The sequence below is a fragment of the Bartonella sp. TT121SHDZB genome (assembly GCF_042193415.1).
In the GTDB taxonomy this organism is placed as follows: Bacteria; Pseudomonadota; Alphaproteobacteria; order Rhizobiales; family Rhizobiaceae; genus Bartonella.
Genome location: NZ_JBHILR010000003.1, coordinates 128,518 through 147,394 on the forward strand (window position 1 = coordinate 128,518; position 18,877 = coordinate 147,394).

Sequence of the window (18,877 nt, forward strand, 5' to 3'; positions counted from 1 at the left end):
GAATCAAAAAATTTGAAATTATAAAGTATGAAATTCTAAAAATGATCAATAGAGTTTTGGCTTATTCATCTTTCATTTTTAAAGCAAAAAGCTTAGCAACATAACGAGCAAGTTGATCAATTTCTAAATTAACTTTATCTCCAATTTTAGCTTTTCCCCAAGTTGTCATTTCAAGTGTATAGCGAATAATAAGAACATCAAAAATACAATCCTCAACACCATTAACAGTCAAAGATGTCCCATTAAGTGCAAGAGATCCCTTATTGACTATGAAAGGCATAACTTGACTTGAAGCTTTTAGATAAAAACGAATCGCATCCCCTTCATTTTTTTGATCAATAATTTCAGCCGAACCATCAATATGACCAAAAACCAAATGCCCTCCCATTTCATCACCCAATCGAAGCGAACGTTCTAAATTAACAAAAGTTCCTTTTGTCCATTGTGCAAGATTTGTTAAACGCAATGTTTCTTCCCACGCCTCAACAACAAACCAATTGGAATCTTCTTGTTTTAATCCTCGCTCTACAATTGTCAGACAAATTCCTGAACACGCAATTGATGCACCAATTGCTAAACTTTCTATAGCATAATGTGTAGAAATCTTTAAACGCACCCCCTGCTTTAAAGGTTGAACATCTTCAACACAACCGATATCTGTTATAATTCCTGTAAACATAGTGCCTTACGCCTCCATTTATAGAAACGGTCATTTCCAAACATTCTTGCCTCAACTTTATGAAATTGCGAAAGATAATTTCCAAAATGAGGGGCTTCAACACGTCCTTCGCCTAAAATAACGGGTGCATAAAAACATATCAGACGATCCACACAACCAGCATTTAAAAACGTTTCCCCTGTTTTTGCGCCTCCCTCAAGCAAAACGCTATTGATTCCATGTTGATAAAGCAGCTGTAAAATAGCAAGTGGCTGCATGTAATCATTACTCATTTTTACCGAATACACAGATACACCATACTGTTCCAGCGCGCTTTTTTTATTTTTCTTTGAAAGATTCGCATCACAAATAACCCAAGTAGGAATTGTTGTTGCCGTTTGAACAACCTTTGCATCAAGTGGGATAGATAAATCTGTATCCAAAATAATACGTATAGGTGAACGCATCTCCAGCCCAGGTAAGCGGCAATTTAATTGCGGATCATCTGCTAATATAGTGCCAATACCAACCATGATAGCATTATTTTGAGCGCGTAGAATATGGGTATGAGTGTGAGAAAGCGTTCCACTAATTTTTATTCCACCCTTCTCCCTTTTTCCCACACCATTATCGGCAGAAATTGCCATTTTAAAAGTGACAGCACAGCGTTGCATCTTTCTTATGCACCAATGCGTCCATAAGGATTCAAAAGCCTCTTCAGCTAAAATGCCTTCAACCACTTCAATACCTGCCGCTCGCAAAAGAGCAATACCATGACCATCAACACGCTTGTCACAATCAGTCAGCGCAACAACAACTCGAGAAACACCTGAATCAATAAGTGCATTCACACACGGCGAAGTTTTTCCATAATGCGCACAAGGTTCTAAAGTAACATAAGCAGTCGCTCCTTGAGCCAAAGAACCTGCCATGTGTAAAGCTTGCACTTCTGCATGAGGACTCCCATGAATAGCTGTTACGCCATAGCCAACAATAAAAGCCCCCGCACCATTATCGTTTTGCACAATTAACGTACCAACGGAAGGATTCCCACCTGTAAGACCGACATGACGTTCTGCTAAACGAATAGCTGCAGCCATAAACCGTTCATCTTGCACTTTTTTATTCATCAAAACGAGATTCTGTATCCGCGATACCCTTTGACAATTCATCTATAACATCGTGAAAATCGCTTGCATTACGAAAATCTCGATACACAGAAGCAAAACGAATATAAGCAATATCATCAATTCTCTTCAATGCTTCCATCACAAGATGTCCAATTTTTTCTGAAGCAATCTCTGATTCCCCCAAACTTTCAAGCTGACGCACAATGCCAGAAATTGCTCGTTCAATATGATCAGGATCAATATTGCGCTTACGTACAGCCACATCAACCGATCGCATTAACTTGTCACGATCGAATGGCTCACATCGCCCACTTTTTTTAGCAACCAAAAGCTCACGCAACTGAACACGCTCAAAAGTTGTAAAACGACCACCACAAACGGAACACACACGGCGGCGTCGAATCACCGCCCCCTCTTCTGCTGGACGTGAGTCTTTAACCTGTGTATCCTCATATTGACAGTAAGGACAGCGCATCTTTTTTGCATCCTTAACAAGTGCTAAGACAAGAGTAAAGAGGAAATTGATTCGTTATATCTTCCACCTTTTTCTTAACAGCTATTTCAACAGCATGATTATCTTCATCACTTTTTGCATCCCGAAGACCATCAAGAACTTCTGAAATCAAATGACCAACTTGAATAAATTCTTTTTCTGAAAAACCACGCGTTGTGGCAGCAGGTGACCCCAAACGAATTCCCGATGTTATAGATGGTGTTTCAGGATCAAAAGGGATAGCATTTTTATTGCAGGTAATATGAGCGCGTCCTAAAGCCAATTCGGCGCGATTTCCTGTTAAATTTTTGGAACGTAAATCAATCAACAATAAATGATTATCTGTACCGCCAGAAACAATATCAAAACCATTACTCTGTAATGTTTTTGCTAAAGTTTTCGCATTAGCAACAACATTCGCACTGTAACTCTTGAAAGAGGGACGCAAAGCCTCCTCAAATGCAACAGCCTTTGCGGCAATCACATGCATTAAAGGCCCCCCTTGAAGACCAGGAAAAATAGCAGAATTAATTTTTTTGGATAAAGCCTCATCATTTGTCAATATCAAACCACCCCGAGGACCTCGAAGCGATTTATGTGTTGTTGTCGTTACAATATGCGCATGTGGAACAGGTGAAGGATGCACGCCGCCAGCAACAAGACCAGCAATATGAGACATATCAACGAGTAGATGAGCACCGATTTCATCTGCAATTTCACGGAATCCTTCCCAATCCCAGAAGCGAGGATAAGATGAGCCCCCTGCTATAATAAGTTTTGGCTTATGTTCTTTTGCAAGCTGCTCAACTTCATCCATATCAATAATCTGATCTTCTTTACGGACACCATAGGAAACAACATTAAACCATTTTCCTGACATATTAACAGATGAACCATGCGTAAGGTGACCACCAGCATTTAAATCTAATCCCATAAATATATCACCAGGCTGAAGTAAAGCTAAAAAGACAGCTTGATTCATTTGGCTACCAGAATTAGGCTGTACATTCGCAAACGCAGCACCGAAAAGCTGTTTTGCCCTTTCAATAGCTAAATCCTCAACGACATCAACAAATTGACACCCACCATAGTAGCGCTTTCTTGGATAACCTTCTGCATATTTATTGGTTAAAACAGACCCCTGCGCTTCAAGAACCGCTCTTGAAACAATATTCTCTGAAGCAATCAGCTCAATTTCACGTTGTTGACGCTCAAACTCCCCTCTAATTGCGTCAAAAATTGCACCATCAACAGTTTGTAAATTATCATTAAAAAAGCGCTTTTGTGCGTCATTTTCTTGCTGAGTCATAAAACACATTCCTAACATAAAAAAATAAAGTCACTGAACGATAACACAGCAAACCATGCAAACCAAACATTTTAAACTACTTCCACTCAAAAATAATGAGGCAAATATTTATCTTATTCTTTGTTATAAAAACAGCGAAAAACTTTCCTCTCAAGAATGGTAAAAAATAAGATTACATTTCTTCTTTTACACTCTTAATTTATTTACACCTTTTTCAAAAAAAGGTCTATAATATAAAGAAATTCAATAAGTTAATGATTATTATTTAAGTTGGTAATAATTTAAAATAATTTATAATGTAAAAAGCTAAATACAGTAGATAAGGTTAATACAAGGCAAGTAAAAATGGCAACCAAAGTTTTTATTGATGGTGAACATGGGACAACCGGACTACAAATACAAAAACGTTTAGAGAAACGTACAGATTTAAAACTACTCTCCCTTGCTCATAAAGATCGCCATAATGTTCATCTGCGACAAGATTATCTTAATCAAGCCGATATTGCTATTTTGTGTCTTCCAGATAATGCTGCACGCGAAACAGTTCATTGGCTTAAAAAAAATAAAAACATTAGGATTATTGATAGCTCGACAGCCCACCGTGTTGCACCAGACTGGGTTTACGGATTTCCTGAAATGACAGCAGGACAAAGAAAGCGCATCCAAGCAGCACATTATGTAACCAATCCCGGATGCTATCCTACCGGTGCCATTAGTTTGATTCGCCCACTCCGTGAAGCAGGACTGCTAGACGCCTATTATCCCATCTCGATTAATGCAATCTCCGGCTATACCGGAGGTGGAAAACAGTTGATTTTACAAATGGAAAATCAATCTCAAAAAAATATTCAGGAAAATTATTTTATCTATGGTCTTAATCTTGAACACAAACATGTGCCAGAAATCAAGATCTATGGACAAATCAATCAAACCCCAGTTTTTATACCAAGTGTGGGCCGTTTCCCTCAGGGAATGATTGTGAATCTTCCTCTGCATCGCCATTTATTCACAAAATCAGCAAACTGTTCTGATTTGCGCGAAATTCTCGCAAACCATTACGATGGACAAAATACCATTTTAGTTGCATCACAAGAAGAAACTGCTTCACTTCAAAGACTTAATCCAGAATGTTTAGCCAATAAAGATGGTATGAAACTGTTCGTATTTGGAAATGATCGTGAAGGCATTTTTAATCTCAGCGCCATATTCGATAATTTAGGAAAAGGCGCATCAGCTGCTGCTGTCCAAAACCTTGATTTAATGCTTTCAAGCAACTAAACTCCATCTAGATACAAGCTTTTATTCAACAGCACAATATGCCCCTTTTGTTGCTCGCCAATGCGCAACAACAAAACACAACACGACTAATGCCATACTTTGATGAATGAGCCCCAAACTTATCGGAACCTCATGTAATAGTGTCAAAATACCTAAAAGTGCTTGGATAATAATCATAACACAGATAAGAAATGCACGACGAGAGTGGGTTGAACGGGGAACATTTTTTTGTACATAGAAAGCATGAATAGCCGAGGCAATCAATAAAAAATAAGCAAAAAATCTATGAATAAACTGAACCGTTAAGGGATTTTCGAATAAATTGAGCCAAACAGGACGATGCTGTAACAATCCATCAGGAATAATCTGACCATCCATAAGGGGCCATGTATTATAGACTTTTCCAGCATGAAGCCCTGCAACCAAAGCACCCCAATAAATCTCTATCAAGACGAGAATAACGAGCCATGCCGCAAAATATTGCACCTTTTTATTTGCTGGTTTTTCTGAATATTCTGCAAGCCCTCGAGATAAATAAGTAACAAAAATAATCACAAAACATGCCGTTATAAGATGAAATGCCAAACGATATTGGCTCACACTTGTTAAATTACTTTGTCCAATCCCTGAAGCAACCATCCACCAACCAATAAAGCCTTGAAAGGCGATAAGAATAGGCACAACAATAATCGGGAGTAAGATATTTTTTTCAACACGTTTAGTTGCCCAAAACCAAATGAGCCCTAATAAAGCGACAAGACCAACAAGACGCCCAAGAACACGATGCGCCCACTCCCACCAAAAAATGACCTTAAAAGCACTTAAAGTCATATCAGGATTAAGCAGCTTATACTGTGCTATCTGTTGATATTTTAAAAATTCCTCTTGCCATTGATCCACACCAATCGGTGGAATAACGCCATGTATTGGCTTCCATTCCGTTATCGATAATCCTGATCCCGTCAAACGAGTAGCGCCTCCCACTAAGACAATTGCTAAACAAAGCAATAAAATAGAGTAAAGCCACATCTGTATTTGTTTTCTATTTTTCTTTTGCACAGGCGTTAAAATGCTATTGTTTAATTCCTTTACTGCCATCTCTGATTGCCCCACGCTTCTCTCCAACTAAAATGCATTTTAAAATTTAAACATTAACTCTGTTATCTATTTTAGTATGTACTACAACTTTAGCAAAAAACAAGCGTACCACTATAACATGTGATACATATTTCTTTTTTACGAAGCTTATGATGCAACAACGCGATAAACAGTCTTTGGAAAGCATCTTACCATCCGCATCATCCAATCCTGTTCATTAAGAACAGTATTACAAATATAATAATCTGTTAGCTCTGCAAATTGCTCAAATCCATATTTGGGTTCACTTGCCATCTCTAGGATGATAAAATCATATTCTTTTTTAAATTCTTGTAATATATGAGAAATATCATTTGAAAAATCTTGTGCAGAAACAGCGCTTGTTAACCCCTGAGGGAGAATATCAACCCCCGTATCATAATCACGGTAAATAACATCATGCAACTGGGCATTGCCCGTTAAAACATCACTCAGCCCACGATGTGGACCAATGACTTTCTCTATTTGTTGACCAGAAATATCGACTAACAAAATTGTTTTGTTCTCTTTTGTGAGATGAAGTGAAAGTTTTGCCGCTGTCCGTGCTGCCTCTGGTCCAATGATTGAAATAATGGTTGAAGCACGCCATTTCAAAACATCAGATAATCCCTCTATTGTAATAAAAGCTTCAAGACCTTTTGTTTCTTGAGAAACTGAAATACTCTCAGTTTCCTTAAGAGCATTTTCTTTTGATCTCAAACCCTCTTCTGAGAGTTGGTCTTTTTTGCTTCTAAAGCACGGATAAAATAACAATATTCCTAGCAAAAGAGTAAGGAAGCTGGCCAATGCACTCACAAGAATATTTTTTCCATAAAGAGCCATAAAAGAAATTGGTGCTAACGTTGTTGGCATAACCACGTGGATATTTGTATTTTGTAAGAGAAGAGGATCATCACTCAATCTCGGATATGAATCAACAATTTTTTCTCTTCGTTGAGCAGACTTGCTCATCGCTTCATTTTGGGCATCAACTGCTGCTTTTATTTTATTTTCAAACTCGTTAAATATTTCATTCAAAGATTGGGATTGATCTTTTACAAAAAAACTCACCCTTTTTTGAAGCTGTTTTTCTAATTCCGTTGCAATAACCTCATCTGAATGAACTTGATAAACAATCTGTAAAATTTTATTTTTTAATTGATGAGAAACCGCCTCTAATTCCGCAGTCATTGCCTTAATTTGAGGATGAGTCCACCCCAATTGCGCCGCCATATGTGCTCTTTGCGTTTCCAAAAGATCACGTTTAGATTCAAGAGAAACAATTGCTGAATTGCCTGCAATAAACGATAAAGACAATAAAGACTGCCCACTTTCACGCATCATGTTAATCATTGAATTCAAACTTGTTAAATGAATACGCTTTAAAGTTGCTTGCGTTAATTGCATCGAAAGATCATGAAGCTCTGTTTGCTTTACACCATGTTGAATAAAAGAATCAACAGATGCACGAAATCCCTGTACAATATTAACGATCGCAGTATCATCATATTGTTGGTCTTCTGATTTATCACTTAATAAGGATTGTTTCTGTTTTATGATTGCTTGTGAAAATGCGGAAAACCAAGTTTCCAACCCATGTTGAGCTGCTTCAAGTGTCTCAGCTTCAAAAGTAAGATTGATAAGATCACCATGACGCAATAAACGAATATTTTCCCGATTTTTTTTCTTATAGGAAGCGCTTAAAGAAAAATGCGAATCATTTGAGAATATAGGCTGTGAAAACAAAAAGCCGATAACATTGTCTTGCTTTTCAGTTGGTAATGGCTTTCCTACAGAATCAGATAATGAAAATGTTAAAGTTGCTTGGTAACCACGGGGCTGGACAAAATAATACAACCAAATCAAAGATACACACAGGATTTGTAATAGCAAAACAATCAAAATGTTTCGCCATACTGTACATACGAACAGTCTTTTATTACATGTAAGACTCATCTTTATTTTAACCAGCAAAATACTTCTTCATATTGTTTTATTAAGAGAAAGTAGTAACTATCCTCTTAACTTGCTGTCATATTATTTTGAGATAATAAAAATATAAAATTTAAGCACAAATGTTCAACAATAGCTTTAAAGAACTTAATCCATATTTTTTTTGAGGCTCTCTAGTTGTTTTTTTGCTTCAGAAGTAACAACCGCTCTAATGGTAATAGACCCATCATCATGCCCTTCTTGCACTATTTCCGCAGAGTTTTCATAAAACCAATCAATAAGCGACATTTCATGAGGTTGTAAAAGATATTCAATGCTTTGCACATCTCCAAAAATTCGCTTTTCAATGGCTCTTAATAATTGATCGAGTCCATTCCCCTTAAGTGCTGATACCATGAGAGCAGGATTTAATCGTGTTTTTGCGCTTGCTTGTAAAACATTCAATGCTTGCTCATCCAACATATCAATCTTATTCCAGACTTCTATGATATGCTCCGTATCATCAATATCGATATCAAGACTTGAAAGCACTTCTAAAACATCTTGGGCATGTACACGATGATCAAAATCTGACATATCTCTTACATGAAGAATGAGATCCGCTTCAACTACTTCTTCAAGGGTTGCTCTAAAAGCTGCAATCAAATTCGTTGGCAAGTTAGAAATAAACCCTACAGTATCAGACAAAAGAACAGTTTTTCCATGGGGAAGCACAACTTTGCGCAAAGTCGGATCAAGCGTTGCAAATAACATATTCTTTGCTAAAACATCTGCACCGCTTAAACGGTTAAAGAGTGTCGATTTTCCTGTATTCGTATATCCCACCAGTGCCACAACAGGATAAGATGTTTTTTTTCTTTTTGCTCTATGAAGAGCACGTGTTTTAATAACCGTTTCCAATTCGCGGCGAATACGAACAATTTTTCCTTGCAAAAGGCGCCTGTCTGCTTCAATTTGAGTTTCACCAGGTCCACCTAGGAAGCCACGCCCTCCCCGTTGCCTTTCCAAGTGCGTCCAACTACGCACAAGCCGCCCTTTTTGATAGGATAAATGCGCCAATTCTACTTGCAAAACCCCTTCTTTTGTTCGTGCACGATCACCAAAAATTTCAAGAATCAAAGCCGTTCTATCGATAACTTTGCAATTCCATAACTTTTCTAAATTACGCTGCTGTACTGGCGTTAAAAAGTGATCTACAATTGCAAGCTCAATAGAATATTCATCTATATAACAGGTTAACGCATCTATTTTACCTTTTCCAAAGAAAGTCGCAGAGCGAGGCGTTGCAATATTAATCGTTTCATAATTAACAACTTCCAACCTTATAGCACGCGCTAACCCCAATGATTCTTTAACACGAGAAGATATAGAACACTCTCTCAAAGAGCTTTCACTTCTATTTTCTTGAAAAATTGGTATCAAAACAAGTGCACGCACTTGTCCTGTATTCTGCGAAAATACCCCTCCTAATCTCTCATTTTCATTTATCATAGCAATCTAAGTACTTTTAAAATGGGATAAGAGGTCTATCTTTAAATGATATGTTTACTCAGGACTTTCACCCTCAAACATCTGTACAGGTTGTCCAGGCATAATCGTAGAAATAGCATGCTTATAAACCAATTGCGCGTGTCCATCACGGCGCAAAAGAACACAAAAATTATCAAATGAAGTTACAATTCCCGTGAGTTTAACGCCATTGACAAGAAAAATTGTAAGGGAAATTTTTTGCTTACGCACCGTATTTAAAAACACATCTTGCAGGTGTTGTGATCGCTCTGCCATTATTCTTACACCTTTATCTAGATTGCATAAAATATTTGTGCATGCATATCGACTGAAAAATATCCAATTGTCAACGTAGAAGCTTCAAAATTCAGCAACAAACAACTGAAATTAGAGAAAAAACGGCTCTTTAAGGCAATAATAAAGTACAACTTACGAAAAGCTATATTAAATTAAAAATTTTTCCACGTTTACTTTTTTATGAGCTTACAATTAAAAAGCAAAAATTTATACTAAGCTATTACAGGCTATATCTGTGATGATAAATCTCCTTTGTTTCGAATCAATAAAAGTAAGCAAACAACAGCATTTATTAATAATCATTGATATTTAATAAAGAGGCATTCGCACCTCACTGTTTTTTTAACATTATATATGCCATATATACGCCATTAAATCATCTTATCTTAAAAATAATAGATTTATAAAGCTTTTTATAAACACAAGTTGTAAACAGTATTTTTGTTTTTATTAGAGTCAAATAGTAAATTGTTTTTGTTACATTTTATAGCACTTTTAAACAGGGTATAAGAAACTGCGTTAACTTTATCTTGATAAGTTTTCAAAATTTTTCCCTAAGCATATTCCTTTCTAAATAATTAACAGCTAGTATGTAGAAATTATGTGGAAGAGGACGTATCCCTTTTCCGTCTGTAAGAGTACGAGGCGAGTATGGCACGCAGAACAAAATTGCAAACATTTGAAGTTGAAGTTGAAGAAGCCCTCACAAAAGCTATGGACTTTGATTTCGATAACACAGGATTTGAAACAATATCATCCAATAATTCTGAAAATGTTGTTAATGTCGATGATCTGATTCAAAAAATTGCAATGGCAGAAGAAGAATTTTTTGCTGAAAACGGTACGTCAACTTTTGTTTCTAATATTCATGATGAAGCTGTTATTGATAAATCCGTTGTTGAACAGCTTTTTTCTCCAAAACCTTCACCTGATATTTCAGGTGGAACTGTTCATAATACATTGTTGTCTACAAAACTTCTTCCTGCAAATGATGATATAACAACCCCTGTAAATTTGGGACCATTAAAGCAGCGTTCTTCCTCTCGAGTCTACTGGTATACAACAGCGCTTAGTGCTTTATGGGCAACTGGAGGAGCTTTTATTGCGCATAAGCTTGCACCTACCGGACTCAGCTCCTTATCCAATATCAGCACTTTTGTTACATCCCCAACAGGCCTTGCTGTAGCAGTCGGAACAGCAATTCCTATCCTTATATCTTGGGGCGTTGCTCAATTAACAAAACGCTCAAACGACTTGCATAATATTGCTCTTCTTATGACCAATGCTGCACAGCGCCTTAGTGAACCACAACATCTATCTGAAAAACAAGCTATTGCTATAGGGCAAACCATTCGTGAAGAAGTAGCAGCAATGAACGAAGGTATTGAACGTACCCTCGGACGTGCTGTTGAACTTGAAGCGATCATACAAGGTGAAGTTCACAATTTAGAACAAGCCTATGCTGAGAATGAATCACGTATCCATACATTAATCAAAGAATTGAGTAATGAACGCATCGCCATTTTGAATCACGCAGATCGCGTACAATCAACAATTAAAGGAACCCAAGAACAACTGAGTGATGAATTTGGTTTGGTTACCTCTAACATTGTAACCAACGTTGAAAAACTTGCACAAACCCTTTCTCAAACTTTACAAAAACAAGGTGAAGACCTTGTTGAAAAACTTTCCTACGCCAGTGATGGCGTAACAAATCAGCTTGTTGAAAAATTTAACAAAACAACAACACAAATTCAGCAGAAAAACACAGAATTCTTTCATGAATTAGGAAAAAACTTCGATGGTTTTGCAAAACGATTTGATCATAATGAAAAACAAATAGAAAAAACCTTTAATGAAACAGCTGAAAAAGCGGAAGTACATGTTGCTAAAATTGCAACACATATACAAGCAGTAACAGATCAAACTTTGCACGCTGTCGATGAAAAGTTTAAAGCCTTGGATAAAGCTCTTATTGATCGTAATAATCAATCTCTACAGAATTTTGATGAGAAGATCTTAAAGCTCGACGACCAAGCACTTAAACTCTCTTCTAAATTTGATAACGTAACCTCGCAAGCAATTGGAGCCTTTGAACAACGTTTAGCAACTGTTGATCTTTCTCTTAAAGAACATAGTGATTCCATTATTGATTCCTTTATAGAACGCAGTCAGGCTTTAGAGGATAATGCTGAAAAACTTGGTAACTTCTTGGAAGCTCATGTCTTGAAAATAAATGAAAACCTCCAAGAAAAAACAGCAGACATTACCCATGCATTTACAAATGGACGTGAAGCTATTCTTTCTGCAATTGATAAAAGTAAAGAAAGTCTGAGAGAAGAAATTCAATATGTCGACAATGCCATTGTTGATATCATACAAGAACGTTCACAAGATTTTAAAGTACAACTTTCTGATCAACGAGCTCTTATGGCAGACATGCTCGATAACGAGAAGAATAAAATTGCAGATACATTAAGAAATCAAATTGATGTTTTGTCCCAAAATACTTCTCATATTGAAAAAGTTTTGGCTGATAATGTTCAAGTTGTTGATAAACAAGCTGAAAATCATATTACAAACATCATTCAATGCACTGAAAAGCTACAAGACGTCATTGTACAAAGCTGTAATACAACCCAAGATGCTTTAGAAGCACAAGCGAGAAATATTGATATCCGTGCCGATGCTCTGCGCGATTCTTTAGCGATTAATAGTTTTTCTCTCAATGAAGTTCTTGCCGATCAAGCACGCACACTTGAGCAACGCATGGAAACAATCCATAACCTCATTGCAAAAAGTGATATACGTGTTGATGTTGCATTGAAACAACAAATAGATTTAGTTGAGAGTGCAATTGTTGCCAATAATAAAAACATTACTGAAACGGTTCAAGATCATATCAAAAACCTTGAAAGCCATGCCGAAATTTTAAAGAATACCCTCTCTCAATCGAGTGGAGTTTTCTTTGAAACCCTTGAAACACGTATGGAATCATTCGATACAGATCTAGAAGATCGTGCACACAAAATTTTTGAACGGACAACAACGCTAGAGGAAACATTATCTGAAAAGTTTAGCCAAATCTGTGAAGCCATTGATATGCAAACATCTGTTATTGAGGAACGTTCTGACACGTTAAAAACGTCTCTCATGCTTAATAATGAGCAAAGTCAGATAATTCAACAAGCGCTGGAAAGCAGTGTTGACAATATGCGTGTAACTTTAGAAGACTCTGTTAATACAGTTACAGATAACCTGCATAATAAGATTATAAAAGCTTCTGATATTCTTTCTTCTACGAGTGAACAAATTCTTTCATCTGTTACAAATGTTACTGCCCAAGCAGAAAATATTCTCTCAGAATCAGGCAATCGCATTGTATCAAATGTCAAAAAAACTGTTTATGATACCAGTGAAAAAGTTCTGTCCGTTCTGTCTGAACAAACAGCGCATACTGTCGAAGCTTTCGCAACAGCCAGTCATAATGCACAAGCATTATTGAATGAAACTATTCACACATCAACAACAGCAATAGAACAAGTTCTTAATGAACGCTGTGATGTTCTTCATCACTCTATGCAAAATCTTAAAAATAATTTAGGACATCAGCTTTCTGATGTCACGAGCCGTCTGGAAGATGCTGGAAATCAAACAGCGACACAAGTTTCAGAACATGTTGGAAAAATAACAGAGCTGACAAATTACTTAAATCAAGCAGCGCAAAATACGACAGAATCTATTGATTCTTTAACACAGCATATCGGTGAACAACTCTCTCTCTCTACACAAGATGCTGAACAAAGAATTTATGCACATAATGAATCTTTAGTGAATAGCTTGACCAAAGCTAACTCTGAAACACTTCAAACAGTAACAGCTATGAAGGAAGAGCTTGTTAATAATGTCTCATCCATCTTAAAACAGTTGAATCAATCAATTTACAATTTTCACGAAAATAGTAATGTTTTATTATCAGCTGTTCAAAATATTGATGGTCAGTTTAGTGAAACGACGAATAATTTTTTCCGTAATACAAACCAAGTAGCAGAGCGTTTAACAGCCTCAAATCAAGCACTCAACAATAATGTTGAAATTCTGCAAGGACTCTCAAAGAATACCTTTGAACAAATTAATCATATAACAAGCAGTTTTGGTGAACATGCAAAAACACTCACCCAAACTATTTACGTTCTTGAACAGTCTGAAAATTCACTTAGTGCAACACTTGAAGAAAAACATAATACGCTTTCTGTATTAAGTGATGCACTTGTTTCAAAGTCTCATGAAATTAATCAAATGATTGAGCATTATGAAAAAATCTTCAACTTAGCACTTGAACGCTCTGATAAGAATGCGCGTAACTCCACAAATTCATTCCAACAATCACTTAATGGACTTGTTAGTGAAGCATCAACGCGTTTTTCAGAAGCAGCAGAAAATATACGTCGCTCCGCTGATGAAGTTCGTTTAGAGCTCTCAAAGATTAATAATGATATCAATGAAAATGTAAAAAAACTTCCAGAAAAAACAAAAGAAACAACGCAAACAATTCGCACAGCTTTGAATGAACAGATTACAGCGTTACAAGATTTAGTCAGTGTTATACAAAATGATCAAAAGGATTTGCAAAAACAGCTGATATCGGCATTTCCTACATCATCAATGTTTAATCAAAGAAGTGACAGTTCCCCTGAAACCATTAAAAAGATCGTACCACCTAAACCTGTTTTGCAACAAGATCAAAGCAAAAAAAGACCAAATAAATGGGTATCGAATCTCTTAGAAAGAGCTTCACGTGAAGAAACATTTTATGACGCCCCTAGTGATGCTGTTTTAACGTCTGTGCAAACAAAACCACGTCCTGCAAACACCTCTCTTAACTCATTAGCATCTGGTATAGTGCAAGCGATTAATCATAATGCCATTGTTGAGCTATGGGATCATTATCAACGTGGACAAAAAAACATTGTAACAGAACGTCTTTACACCTTGAATGGAAAAACAATATTTGAAATGATTAAGAAAAAATATATGAGCGATTTTGAGTTTAAACGTTCAGTGAATCAATATGTTACAGATTTCGAAAAGCTCTTACGTGATATATCGCGCAGTTCTAGTTCTTCCAACTCAGTGCGCAAATACCTGATATCAGATACCGGAAAAGTTTATACCATGCTTGCTCATGCAAGTGGCCGTATTCAATAAACAAATAAGAAAAGTGGAGAAAAATATTTTTTCCACTTTCTCTCTCCAGTTGTTTTAATGGCTCATCATAGAGTACTTTGCTTTCAACTGTAGCTTTCAAAGGCTGGGATAATTGGCATGCGATTTTCTTTGATATCCTAGACGATAATCCTAAAGAAGCATAATAACTTATCAAACAGCATAACATTCTAAGAATAATAAAACATATTTCCTACTTCTTTATTCTTCTCTTAATCTTTTTTTTCATAGTTTCATAAAAACATAAAGCTCTAACAATATTATTTTATTTGCTACCTCTCAATGTTTTTTCATGCGTTTTTATGAAAACAATTCATAAGAAACATTTTTATTCCTTTCTTAAAGATTTTTTACTCACATATTGCTCTTCCTTGAAATATGTAAGTCAATATTTTTGTTATATTAGGTGAATTTGAAATGAATGGATTTTATTGTATTCAAATTTCTCATCCAATATACAAGATGATTCATTATAAATTATAAAGAAAAGCGTTATATGGAATATATGAACTTCATGTATAGAATGCGCAATTACAGCTATTTCTGCGACATCTTCGTTGCTTAAAACATATACTTATCAGTATATAAAAAATAAAGCTTTCACTATTAGAAATTCTATTGAACAATAAACAACACAATTTCTCTTCTTAACGTTTCAACTACCTTTAAAATATTTGAATAAAAAATTTATAACTTTTAAATTGTTGTTTAAAACTTCTTTTACCTACGTATAGAATTTTAAATAAAATATATATTTTATAAAAAATGGATGAAATTAATAGGAAAAGCTCTTCTGTGTTTTCCTTATTTTGTAAGCATTGCAAAAAAAATAATGACTTGGTAATGTAAGCATTAAGAAATATTTCATTTTTTTGTAAACTAATTAATTTTTACGTGTTTTATTAAGGAAAGAAAAACAAACGTGCTGCTATCAACAAAATTATTTACGCGCACAAACAAAAAGAAGCATCAAATTGGTTTTACGATCCAGGAGAATTTACTCATGCCCATGCATTTTGATATGCAGAGAAATGAGGATCTATAGTAGACAAAACCTTATCGTAGATGGAACGCTCAGTATAAACATACACTAACTTGGATATCATAAAAATGTCTAGAGAACGAAATAGTAATTTCAGTTCACAAAAAGCTGAACTTGACAGTGCCGCACTTTTTTATCACCAGTACCCTAAACCTGGAAAATTGGAAATACAAGCAACAAAACCTCTTGATAACCAACGTGATTTAGCTCTTGCTTATTCTCCAGGTGTTGCTGCACCATGTCTTGCAATTCATGAAGATCCTAATCTTGCTGCTCAATATACCTCCCGTTCTAATTTAGTTGCTGTTATATCCAATGGAACTGCTGTTCTTGGTTTAGGAAATATTGGCCCACTTGCTTCAAAGCCAGTTATGGAAGGTAAAGCCGTTTTATTCAAAAAATTTGCGAATATTGATGTTTTTGATATTGAAATTGATGCATCCGATATAGAACAAATGGTACAAACGGTATCGACTTTAGAACCTACATTTGGTGGTATCAATCTTGAAGACATCAAGGCTCCTGAATGTTTTGAAATCGAAGAAAAACTGCGCGCTAAGATGAATATTCCAGTTTTTCATGATGACCAACATGGAACTGCTATTATTGTTTCTGCGGCTGTATTAAATGCCTTAAATCTTTCAGGAAAAAAAATTGAAAATGCAAAAATAATTACCTCAGGTGCAGGCGCTGCGGCCCTAGCTTGTATTAATCTTTTGGTCCGTCTTGGGGCAAAAGTTGAAAATATTTGGCTTAGTGACTTAGAAGGTGTTGTTTATGAAGGTCGCAAGACCCTTATGGATCGTTGGAAAGACAATTACGCACAAAAAACAGACGCACGAACTTTATCTGATATTATTGATAATACAGATATTTTTCTGGGCTTATCTGCGGGTGGTGTGTTAAAGCCTGAATATCTTAAAAGAATGGCTCAAAATCCACTCATTTTAGCGCTGGCTAATCCAGTACCAGAAATTATGCCCGAAGAAGCACGCTCCGTGCGGCCAGATGCAATGATCTGTACAGGGCGCTCTGATTATCCCAATCAAGTTAATAATGTACTGTGTTTTCCCTATATCTTCCGTGGTGCATTAGACGTAGGTGCTACTGCAATTAATGAAGAAATGAAAATGGCTGCTGTTCATGCGATTGCTGCCCTTGCACGTGAAGAAACTTCAGATGTTGTGGCACGCGCATACTCAAAAGAACCCCCGAGTTTTGGTCCAGACTATTTGATCCCCTCTCCTTTTGATCCGCGTTTAATACTGCGTATTGCTCCTGCTGTTGCTAAAGCAGCAATGGCAACAGGTGTCGCCGTTCGTCCCATTGAAGATATGGAAGCCTATTATGATATCCTCAATCGATTTGTCTTTCTTTCTGGTTTAACAATGAAACCTGTTTTTGCTGCAGCAAAAACAGCAAAACGTAAACGCGTCATTTATGCGAATGGTGAAGATGAACGCGTCCTTCGTGCAGCACAAATTGTCATTGAAGAACAAACGGCAACACCTCTCCTTATCGGTCGTCCACATGTCGTAGAAGCAAGATTAAAACGCTTTGGTTTGAGAATTCGTCCTGGTATAGATTTTGAATTAACAAACCCTGAAGATGATCCACGTTTTCGTGATTATGTTAATTTATTTTTTCATTATACAGGAAGACGTGGTGTTACGCCTGAAATGGCAAAAACAGTAGTAAGAACATCAACAACGGCCATTGCTGCCCTCGCCGTCATGCGTGAAGAAGCAGACGCGATGATTTGCGGCTTAGAAGGACGTTTTGAACGTCAACTTGAATTGATTGAACAAATTATCGGTCTTGATCCTCATGTTCACCGTTTTTCTGCTATGAGTTTGCTTATCTCTCAACAACGTACTCTTTTCCTCACAGATACTTACGTCAATGAAAATCCTTCTGCAGAAGAAATCGCTGAAATGACTGTGTTGGCAGCTCAAGAAGTTGAAGCATTTGGAATAACACCAAAAGCAGCCTTATTATCACACTCAAACTTTGGTTCTAAAAACACAGAAAGTGCGCGTAAAATGCGACGTGCAACAGAAATTCTTGCCAAATTACACCCTGATTTAGAAGCAGATGGTGAAATGCATGCTGATGCTGCCCTTTCCAAAGTTTTTCGTGATCGTGTTTTCCCTGATTCTCGTCTTAAAAGTGAAGCTAATTTACTTGTCTTTCCAACACTTGATTCAGCCAATATCACGCTCAACACTGTTAAAAGCCTTACAAATGCACTCCATGTTGGTCCTATTCTAATCGGGGCAGCACGTCCCGCCCATATCTTAACGCCTTCAGTAACTTCACGGGGAGTTGTTAATATAACAGCCCTTGCTGTCCTTGCTGCCAATAGAAAAAATAGTCTCGTAAAATAAATGCGCAATAAAATTTCAAAGTTTTTTAAATATTGAGATATAGTATTTCATGTACTGTAAACCTCTTTTCTCTATAGAAAAGACAGTTATATTCTGGATTAAGGCTTTTTTTTAAAGAGAAAAAAGGCTAGAAGAACAGTATTAAATGTATTTTGAATTTACTAACTCTATAATAAGGAATCCGTGTATTGTCTGCTACGTTTGATAAAGTTGCTGATATTATTGCAGAAATCAGTGAAATTGATCGCAATATAATTACACCTGAAAGTCATACAATTGACGATTTGGGAATTGATAGTCTTGATTTTCTTGATATTGTTTTCGCTATTGATAAAGCTTTCGGAATAAAAGTTCCACTAGAACAATGGACGCAAGAAGTCAACGAAGGTACAGTTGCAACGGAAGAATACTTTGTTCTTAAAAACCTTTGTGCAAAAATTGATGATCTCGTTGCCTTAAAACAGGCGGAGTAATTTTTT

Annotated in this window: 12 protein-coding genes; 4 read left to right on the plus strand and 8 right to left on the minus strand. The window is 36.3% G+C overall.

Annotated elements, in window-relative coordinates; genetic code table 11:
* Positions 1-61: 61 nt before the first annotated feature.
* From ACFIKI_RS03040 to glyA, 4 genes are read right to left on the minus strand one after another with little or no spacing between them, the layout of a single operon-like run.
* On the minus strand, positions 62-679 hold the full coding sequence (locus tag ACFIKI_RS03040; protein ID WP_375665619.1) for a riboflavin synthase: 618 nt from the start codon (positions 677-679) through the stop codon (positions 62-64).
* Positions 661-1,788 (minus strand): bifunctional diaminohydroxyphosphoribosylaminopyrimidine deaminase/5-amino-6-(5-phosphoribosylamino)uracil reductase RibD, encoded by a 1,128-nt coding sequence (gene ribD, locus ACFIKI_RS03045; protein ID WP_375665621.1) that lies wholly within the window; start codon positions 1,786-1,788, stop codon positions 661-663. The genes ACFIKI_RS03040 and ribD overlap by 19 nt, the downstream gene beginning before the upstream one ends.
* Complete coding sequence (gene nrdR / locus ACFIKI_RS03050; protein WP_375665622.1) at positions 1,781-2,263, minus strand: transcriptional regulator NrdR; 483 nt, start codon at positions 2,261-2,263, stop codon at positions 1,781-1,783. Before nrdR ends, ribD begins: the two co-directional genes overlap by 8 nt.
* A gap of 13 nt (positions 2,264-2,276) precedes the next feature.
* The gene (gene glyA / locus ACFIKI_RS03055) at positions 2,277-3,590 is read right to left on the minus strand and encodes a serine hydroxymethyltransferase (RefSeq protein ID WP_375665623.1); all 1,314 of its coding nucleotides are present in this window, start codon (positions 3,588-3,590) and stop codon (positions 2,277-2,279) included.
* Positions 3,591-3,935: 345 nt separating this feature from the next.
* On the opposite strand from glyA, the gene argC reads away from it, so the two are divergent.
* Complete coding sequence (gene argC / locus ACFIKI_RS03060; protein WP_375665624.1) at positions 3,936-4,868, plus strand: N-acetyl-gamma-glutamyl-phosphate reductase; 933 nt, start codon at positions 3,936-3,938, stop codon at positions 4,866-4,868.
* Positions 4,869-4,889: 21 nt separating this feature from the next.
* Here argC and ACFIKI_RS03065 read toward each other — a convergent pair whose 3' ends face one another.
* From ACFIKI_RS03065 to hfq, 4 genes are all read right to left on the minus strand, one after another.
* Positions 4,890-5,981 (minus strand): COX15/CtaA family protein, encoded by a 1,092-nt coding sequence (locus ACFIKI_RS03065; protein ID WP_375611567.1) that lies wholly within the window; start codon positions 5,979-5,981, stop codon positions 4,890-4,892.
* Positions 5,982-6,113: 132 nt separating this feature from the next.
* Positions 6,114-7,940 (minus strand): hypothetical protein, encoded by a 1,827-nt coding sequence (locus tag ACFIKI_RS03070; RefSeq protein ID WP_375665625.1) that lies wholly within the window; start codon positions 7,938-7,940, stop codon positions 6,114-6,116.
* 144 nt (positions 7,941-8,084) lie between these two features.
* The gene (gene hflX, locus ACFIKI_RS03075) at positions 8,085-9,428 is read right to left on the minus strand and encodes a GTPase HflX (protein WP_375665626.1); all 1,344 of its coding nucleotides are present in this window, start codon (positions 9,426-9,428) and stop codon (positions 8,085-8,087) included.
* Between the two features lie 54 nt (positions 9,429-9,482).
* On the minus strand, positions 9,483-9,722 hold the full coding sequence (hfq, locus tag ACFIKI_RS03080; RefSeq protein ID WP_005773461.1) for an RNA chaperone Hfq: 240 nt from the start codon (positions 9,720-9,722) through the stop codon (positions 9,483-9,485).
* Between the two features lie 672 nt (positions 9,723-10,394).
* On the opposite strand from hfq, the gene ACFIKI_RS03085 reads away from it, so the two are divergent.
* From ACFIKI_RS03085 to ACFIKI_RS03095, 3 genes are all read left to right on the plus strand, one after another.
* Positions 10,395-14,951, plus strand: coding sequence for a hypothetical protein (locus tag ACFIKI_RS03085; protein WP_375665627.1), 4,557 nt, complete (start codon positions 10,395-10,397; stop codon positions 14,949-14,951).
* A gap of 1,128 nt (positions 14,952-16,079) precedes the next feature.
* The gene (locus ACFIKI_RS03090) at positions 16,080-18,398 is read left to right on the plus strand and encodes an NADP-dependent malic enzyme (RefSeq protein WP_375622431.1); all 2,319 of its coding nucleotides are present in this window, start codon (positions 16,080-16,082) and stop codon (positions 18,396-18,398) included.
* Between the two features lie 188 nt (positions 18,399-18,586).
* Positions 18,587-18,871: an acyl carrier protein gene (locus tag ACFIKI_RS03095; protein WP_375613069.1), complete on the plus strand. Its 285-nt coding sequence runs from the start codon at positions 18,587-18,589 to the stop codon at positions 18,869-18,871.
* Positions 18,872-18,877 lie beyond the last annotated feature (6 nt).

What these genes read in the sequence shown, in the direction of transcription:
- ACFIKI_RS03070 (WP_375665625.1), bottom strand. Translation starts at nt 7,940, where the DNA reads ATGAGTCTTACATGTAATAAAAGACTGTTCGTATGTACAGTATGGCGA.
- argC (WP_375665624.1), top strand. Translation starts at nt 3,936, where the DNA reads ATGGCAACCAAAGTTTTTATTGATGGTGAACATGGGACAACCGGACTA.
- ACFIKI_RS03040 (WP_375665619.1), bottom strand. Translation starts at nt 679, where the DNA reads ATGTTTACAGGAATTATAACAGATATCGGTTGTGTTGAAGATGTTCAA.
- ACFIKI_RS03085 (WP_375665627.1), top strand. Translation starts at nt 10,395, where the DNA reads ATGGCACGCAGAACAAAATTGCAAACATTTGAAGTTGAAGTTGAAGAA.
- ribD (WP_375665621.1), bottom strand. Translation starts at nt 1,788, where the DNA reads ATGAATAAAAAAGTGCAAGATGAACGGTTTATGGCTGCAGCTATTCGT.
- hfq (WP_005773461.1), bottom strand. Translation starts at nt 9,722, where the DNA reads ATGGCAGAGCGATCACAACACCTGCAAGATGTGTTTTTAAATACGGTG.
- glyA (WP_375665623.1), bottom strand. Translation starts at nt 3,590, where the DNA reads ATGACTCAGCAAGAAAATGACGCACAAAAGCGCTTTTTTAATGATAAT.
- ACFIKI_RS03090 (WP_375622431.1), top strand. Translation starts at nt 16,080, where the DNA reads ATGTCTAGAGAACGAAATAGTAATTTCAGTTCACAAAAAGCTGAACTT.
- nrdR (WP_375665622.1), bottom strand. Translation starts at nt 2,263, where the DNA reads ATGCGCTGTCCTTACTGTCAATATGAGGATACACAGGTTAAAGACTCA.
- hflX (WP_375665626.1), bottom strand. Translation starts at nt 9,428, where the DNA reads ATGATAAATGAAAATGAGAGATTAGGAGGGGTATTTTCGCAGAATACA.